The sequence below is a fragment of the Streptomyces sp. NPDC008121 genome, from assembly GCF_042957155.1.
Taxonomy (GTDB): Bacteria; Actinomycetota; Actinomycetes; order Streptomycetales; family Streptomycetaceae; genus Streptomyces.
Map to the genome: position 1 here is coordinate 1 of NZ_JBIBHT010000045.1, position 5,642 is coordinate 5,642.

At 69.7% G+C, this 5,642-nt stretch carries 2 protein-coding genes and 1 pseudogene; all 3 read right to left on the reverse strand.

The annotated features are described in order from the left end of the window. Positions 1 to 118 precede the first annotated feature (118 nt). A pseudogene (locus ACFZBD_RS35025) lies at positions 119 to 849 on the reverse strand (IS256 family transposase); the annotation flags it as partial. A gap of 109 nt (positions 850 to 958) precedes the next feature. Then, a complete protein-coding gene (locus tag ACFZBD_RS35030) occupies positions 959 to 1,504 on the reverse strand; it encodes a hypothetical protein (RefSeq protein WP_391147760.1) in 546 nt (181 codons plus the stop codon). Positions 1,505 to 3,912: 2,408 nt separating this feature from the next. Next, positions 3,913 to 5,115: an Ig-like domain-containing protein gene (locus tag ACFZBD_RS35035; protein ID WP_391147762.1), complete on the reverse strand. Its 1,203-nt coding sequence runs from the start codon at positions 5,113 to 5,115 to the stop codon at positions 3,913 to 3,915. Positions 5,116 to 5,642: the final 527 nt, after the last annotated feature.

Consider the following 5,642-nt stretch of genomic DNA (forward strand, 5'->3'; position numbering starts at 1 on the left):
GGCCGCCGCCCGGGCCGGGAACTCCCCCACCGACTCCTCTCCCGCCGCCATGACCACCCGGGTCGCGGCGGATCGCAGCGCGGCGAAGTCGGGCCAGAAGCCGGTGCAGCCGCTCGCCGACCACGTCGGGCAGTCCCTTCAATCCGTCGCAGACCAGCATGCGAACGTCCTCGACGCCCCGGTTCTTCAGCTCGGTCAGCACGCGCAGCCAGTGCATGGCACCTTCGCCTCCTTCGCCGCCGGCCCACAGCCCGAGGATGTCGCGGTGGCCTTCGGCGGTGACCGCGAGGGCCATGCAGACGGGCCGGTTGGCGACCTGGCCGTCGCGGATCTTCACGTTGATGCAGTCGATGAAAACGACCGGGTAGACGCGGTCGAGCGGGCGGTCCTGCCATTCGGCCATGCCCTCCATCACCGAGTCCGTGATCGTCGAGATGGTCTGCTTCGACACGTCGGCACCATAAACCTCGGTCAGATGAGCCGAGATCTCGCCATGGGGGAGGCCCTTCGCGGACAGGGACAGGGCCACTTCGTCGAAGCCAGTCAGCCGGCGCTGCCGCTTCTTGACGATCGCGGCTCGAAGGCACCTTCCCGGTCTCTGGGCACCACGATCTCGACAGGTCCGACGTCAGTCAGCACCGTCTTGGACCGCTTGCCGTTACGGGAGTTCTGGCCGTTCTTTCCGGCCGGGTCATGCCGGTCATAGCCGAGGTGGTCTGTCATCTCGCCCTCAAGGGCGGACTCCAGCAGCCGCTTCGTCAGCTGCTGGAGCAGACCGCCCTCACCGGTCAGCTGCAGACCCTCGGCTTGGGCCCGGACTACGAGCTCGTCCAGGAACCGGTCATCCACAGCCGCCGACGCGGCCCTCGCCTCAGACGGCGTGGCTATGTTCTCGCTGGTCACAGGTGCACTCTTCCATGTTGGAGTTACACCGTTCTTCCTACAGTCCCGCGGCGCACTACGGGTTGGCGAGGGAGATCATTGTCCACTGCCCCGGTGCCGCATGATTTCCGTTTACTTTGTAGTAAGTCCTGTCATCCTTGGTAAGCGTGGAGCCGCCGTCCCCCCACGTCTCGGTGAAGTAGCGGGCCGAGCGGCCTTCAGTGTCTTTGAATTCCAGTGCTACTTGAGGGTTGTTCCATATCCAGTGGATGACCGGGTACAGCCCGCGCTTCCCGGGCTGGAGGACGTCGCCTGCCTTGGGCCGCCACATCCCGTAATTGCTGTGGAGCAGGACGGCTTCTTCGTACGGCCTGTTGGCTACAGTCACGGCGGCGAGCGTCAGCGGCTTGTCGGTGTTGTTGGTGACGGAGACCGTGTTGTAGGTGCAGTAGCAAAGCCACGGAGCGCCTGACCCGAGCGTTCCGGCTTCGTCCTGTGCGGCTCCTGCGGAAACGGCGGCCCCCTGCCACCGTGGCTGGCCAGCGGAGGCCGCTCCGGCAAGGCCGATGGTCATGCAAGCGGACATCAGGGCCACGGTCCAGGCCGTTCGGGCAATACGCATGCGTCAGCATCCAGTTCTTTTGTGTTGCGGTGTACGCCGAGGACATTCTCATGCCGGGCAATGACCGTTTGTCGGCTTGCCGGACTCATGTGCGGGCACCGGCAGGTCAGCCGATCGGCCCGTCGGTATGGGAGTGCAGCGGAGCCCGGTGGCGGGCAGGGTGGCCGTGCCGGTTCCGCCTCTTCCAGCGCGCCGCCGGAACGGCCACCCTGCCCGCACCACGCCTGCCGACCGCGGCTGGAACCGGCCTCTGGTGCAACTTCCGCGGCTTGGCGCCGGAGCGTTGCGCACGGAGTGCGCGACTCCAAAGGAGCGGGAGGCCGGCGGGTGCGGACCTCTGGCGCTTGAGCATCTTGGTACGGCTGGCAGCTCTTTTGGCTGGTCCGGGCCCAGTCGGCAGACGGCAGCAGCTGCCGCTGAGGCCGCGTCCGATGATCCTGCGGCGGAGGGTGAGGGGGGTGATGTGGCCCTCGTCTCCGGCCCGGCGGTTCTCCGGGCAGCGCCTGAACGCCTCGTGCCTGCTGCCACGTGACAGCCAGCCATTGCCGCTGGGGGCGCCGGCGTTCAGCGGGCGCGTAACGGCGGACGGTGCTGCGTGACAGCCCGGACGGCGAACGGTGGCGGTTTCGCCCAGGCCCTCATGCTGTGCCGTCAGCTGGGTGGACGAGAGCGTGGGTGGGCGCGAATCTCCCCGAAGAGCCTGCCGACCGGGTCCCCGCTCCGTCCTCAGCTCTCGGTCCGGCGGTGCCGGGCCGGCACGTGCCGGGCATAGGGGGAGATGCCGGGAACCGCCCGCCGGGCTGTTACGTTCGGCTGGTGTGGGTGGGACCACCCGGGTGCGCCCCGGCGGGCGCCGCTTGCCGGGCTGAATGCTGTGTGACGGCAGCTGGAGGCGAACGGCAGGACGGCGCACGCCGGGGCCCGCGCTCAGCGGCGGCTGTGCGCTGAAACCTCCCCTGCCTGAAGCCGAAGGGACAGGCAGGGATTTCCGGCTCACTCTGCCTGATGCCTGGCAGGGGGCCGGGGCACAGGAGCAGCACTACCGTTCTGAGACCGGCCCGGACGGGCACTGCGCGGAGGCGGGCCGGAGTTCTTGTCCCCGGGGACACGGTTCCGCACCCGGTGCACGTGTACGTCTCCGGGTGAGAGGCAGGCGGTGCCTGGCTCTTACCTCCGCAGTGTGCACAGCCCAGGGCGGTGTGCACGGGGCGGACGAGGTGCAGGGTCCTGCCGTGCTTGCGGGCGTGTCTGGCCCGTGGCGTCCTGATGGCGCCGATCGCGGCGTCTGCGGCTTTGCGGGTCAGGGCTGTCCTGGCGGGGAACTTCGCCCTGAAGTCTACGGCCACGGGGCGGCCGGAGTCGCGTGAGACGTGCTTCGCCTGCTTGCGGGCGGTGTCCTGCTGCTGCCGGGCGGTCTTCTTCGGCCTCTTTGCCGCTGCCCTGCGGGTGCGGCTGTCTGCACGTGAGGGGCACCGTGCGGGGGCGGTCCTGCGGTGGGCCTGCCGTAGGGGTTCCCCCCTCCGGCAGGGGCTCATGTCCGGAGGGGGGCGCTGCGGGCTGAGGCACGAGCCGCTCGGACTCAGCCCGTGGCGCGCCGCCAGGCTCCCCGGTAGTGACGGCGCTGCAGGGGCAGCGACCCCTGCAGGAAAAGGTAATGCGCCTGGCGGTTAATGCACTCCTAACGGAAGCGCAGAGCAGTGCTTCCGCCGACGCTGCGCTCCGGCTGCCGGTGGCCTGGCGGCTGGGCGGCCCTACCCCTTCTCTTTGTCTGACGGGATTTCAGTTTGGGGGTCCGCGGGCAGGTGAGGGTCTCTACGATGGTGTGCCATGAGTGCTTCTTTGCGCCGTCCCCTCAGCTGCGGCCCGCAGACACCGGAGTGCCGGCCGCGGCCTGCCGCGGTCCGGCCGCGCATCGCAGCCGTCCAGGCCGACTGGCACATCCGTCCGCTGCCGCTGGTCCTGCCCGACCTGGCGCGGTTGCGCAGCCTGGGCGTTCTCGGAGCGCCGCAGGCCCGCCGTGCACCCTCGGGGCCTGCGCCGGCACCGCACCTGCGGTAGGCGGGGACGGCTGTGGCGGGCTGTCAGGGCCGTTCAGCGCGGTGGCAGCCGCGGTGGCACGGGCGCTGTGATGGCGGCTTTTGGCGTCAGCGGGGCGGGGGCGGGCGGGAATGGTGAGGCCGGGTGCCGCCGGTCTGTCCGGCGCGGGCCGGGGCTGCGGCAGTCCCCTCGCAGGCCGGCCCGCAGGATGCGGAGGGGAGCGGGGCGGCCGCAGCAGCGACTGCGGGGTCCTCTGGCTGGTCCGCCCGGCGGGCGGACCAGGCCGGACGGCCGCTGCTGAGCGGGCAGGCCGGACGGGAGCCCCGGACGGCCCGGGGCGGTTTTCCTGGCTTTCCAGCCGCGGGGGCGGGTCAGAGAGCTGAGCCCTGCAGCCAGGTGCTCCAGGGCATGTTCCAGTCGCTGAGTCCGTTGCCGGGCTGGATGGTTCTGTCGCCGGAGCCGGTGACGATGATGACATCACCGACGAGTGAGTTGCTGTAGAACCATGCCGCTGGTGTGCCGGGGTCCCTGCCGCCCTGGACATCGCTCAGGCCGATGCAGCCGTGGCTAGTGTTCTGGCTGCCGAAGGTGCTGGGTGCGGCCCAGTAGTTGCCGTGGAGGAAGGTGCCTGAGGCGCTGAGCCGCATGGCGTGGGGCACGTCGGGGATGTCGTATTCCGGTGTGCCGTCGCTGCCGGTGAATCCGACAGTGGCTCCGTTCATGCGTTTCTCGTCGTGCTTCTCTGAGATCACCATCTGCCCGTTATAGGTGGGGCTTTCGGGGGCTCCGGCGGTGACCGGGAGGGTCCGGACGGTCTTGCCGTCGCGGACCACGGTCATCGTCCTGCTCTTGGCGTCGACGGTGGAGACCTGTGAGCGGCCGATGTGGAAGGTGAGGGTCTTGTTCTGGGTGCCGGTGATCCCGCTGCCGCCGCGTACTCCCTCGAGCCTGAGCCGGACCGTGACGTCGGAGCCGGGCTTCCAGTAGTGCTCGGGGCGGAAGTCCAGCCGGGTGGGGCTGAGCCAGTGGCCGGCGATCTGCTGGTTGCCGGTGGAGGTGACTTGGATCGCCGACTGGACGGCCTTCTTGTCGGTGATGGGCTTGTCAAAGTTGACAGACACGGGCATGCCGACGCCGACGGTCGAGCCGTCCTGGGGGGTGAGGTGTCCGGTGAAGCTGTTGCTGGGGCTGCCTGTGGTGAACGCCGACTGCTCGCTCACGGTCTGCCCGTGCGCATCCCTGGCCGTTGCCTTCACGGTGTAGGCCGTGGAGGGGGCAAGTGGTGTGCCGGACTTCCAGCCTGTGCCGTCCGGGGAGAAGCTGCCGGGGACCGGGGCACCGCCGGAAGCCCGTTTCATCTCGACGGAGACAAGCTTTCCTGCGCTGGTTGTGACGTCCACGCCCCGGCTGACGCTGGCATTAAGGGCACCGTCCCCGGGGGTGATGACGATGGCGGGCTGCGGTGCCGGCCGGGCTGCAGCAGCTGTATCCGGGCCTGCTAAGGGGACCTGCTCCCCGCCAGGGGAGGCTGCGTGCGCTGTCACCGGGAACACCACTGCGGCCGCCAGTGCCATGGCCGCTGCCATCGCTGGCCGGACTGTGCGCCTCACGAAACCTGTCCTCCTCTGTACCGGGACAGGGCTGCACCCAGTGCAGCCCCGGACGGGACGGAATGCCGTCCTTTCCGATTCTCCGCAGCAGTGCCCGGCCGGGACACCGATGGATCGGCCCTGCCAGCAGCTCGCCACATGTCCCTCAATCAGCGGCTATGTCTCATCCGGCCGGGGCGCATGAAGGGGCACGCGACGGGCTGCTGCCGCAGCCAGGCCGCTTCTGCTGCCGGGAAGACAAGACCCCGGCGGCATGCGCCTGCTTTTCCGGGCCTGGAGCGCGGACCCGCCGGTACGGGGCGCCGCAGCCGCACTGGCGCGCCGGCAGGGACCCTCCGACGACAGTGAAGTGCAGGGTCGTCCGGTGTGCCGGCCGGCTGGGGGATGCCGGAGGGTGCGCGGGCGGGGGAGAGTGGAGGGCAGGTGCTGCCGCCCCTGGCAGCAGGACCCCTGAAGGGGGCGATCGGTTTCGACTGCGGAGATGTGCTTCA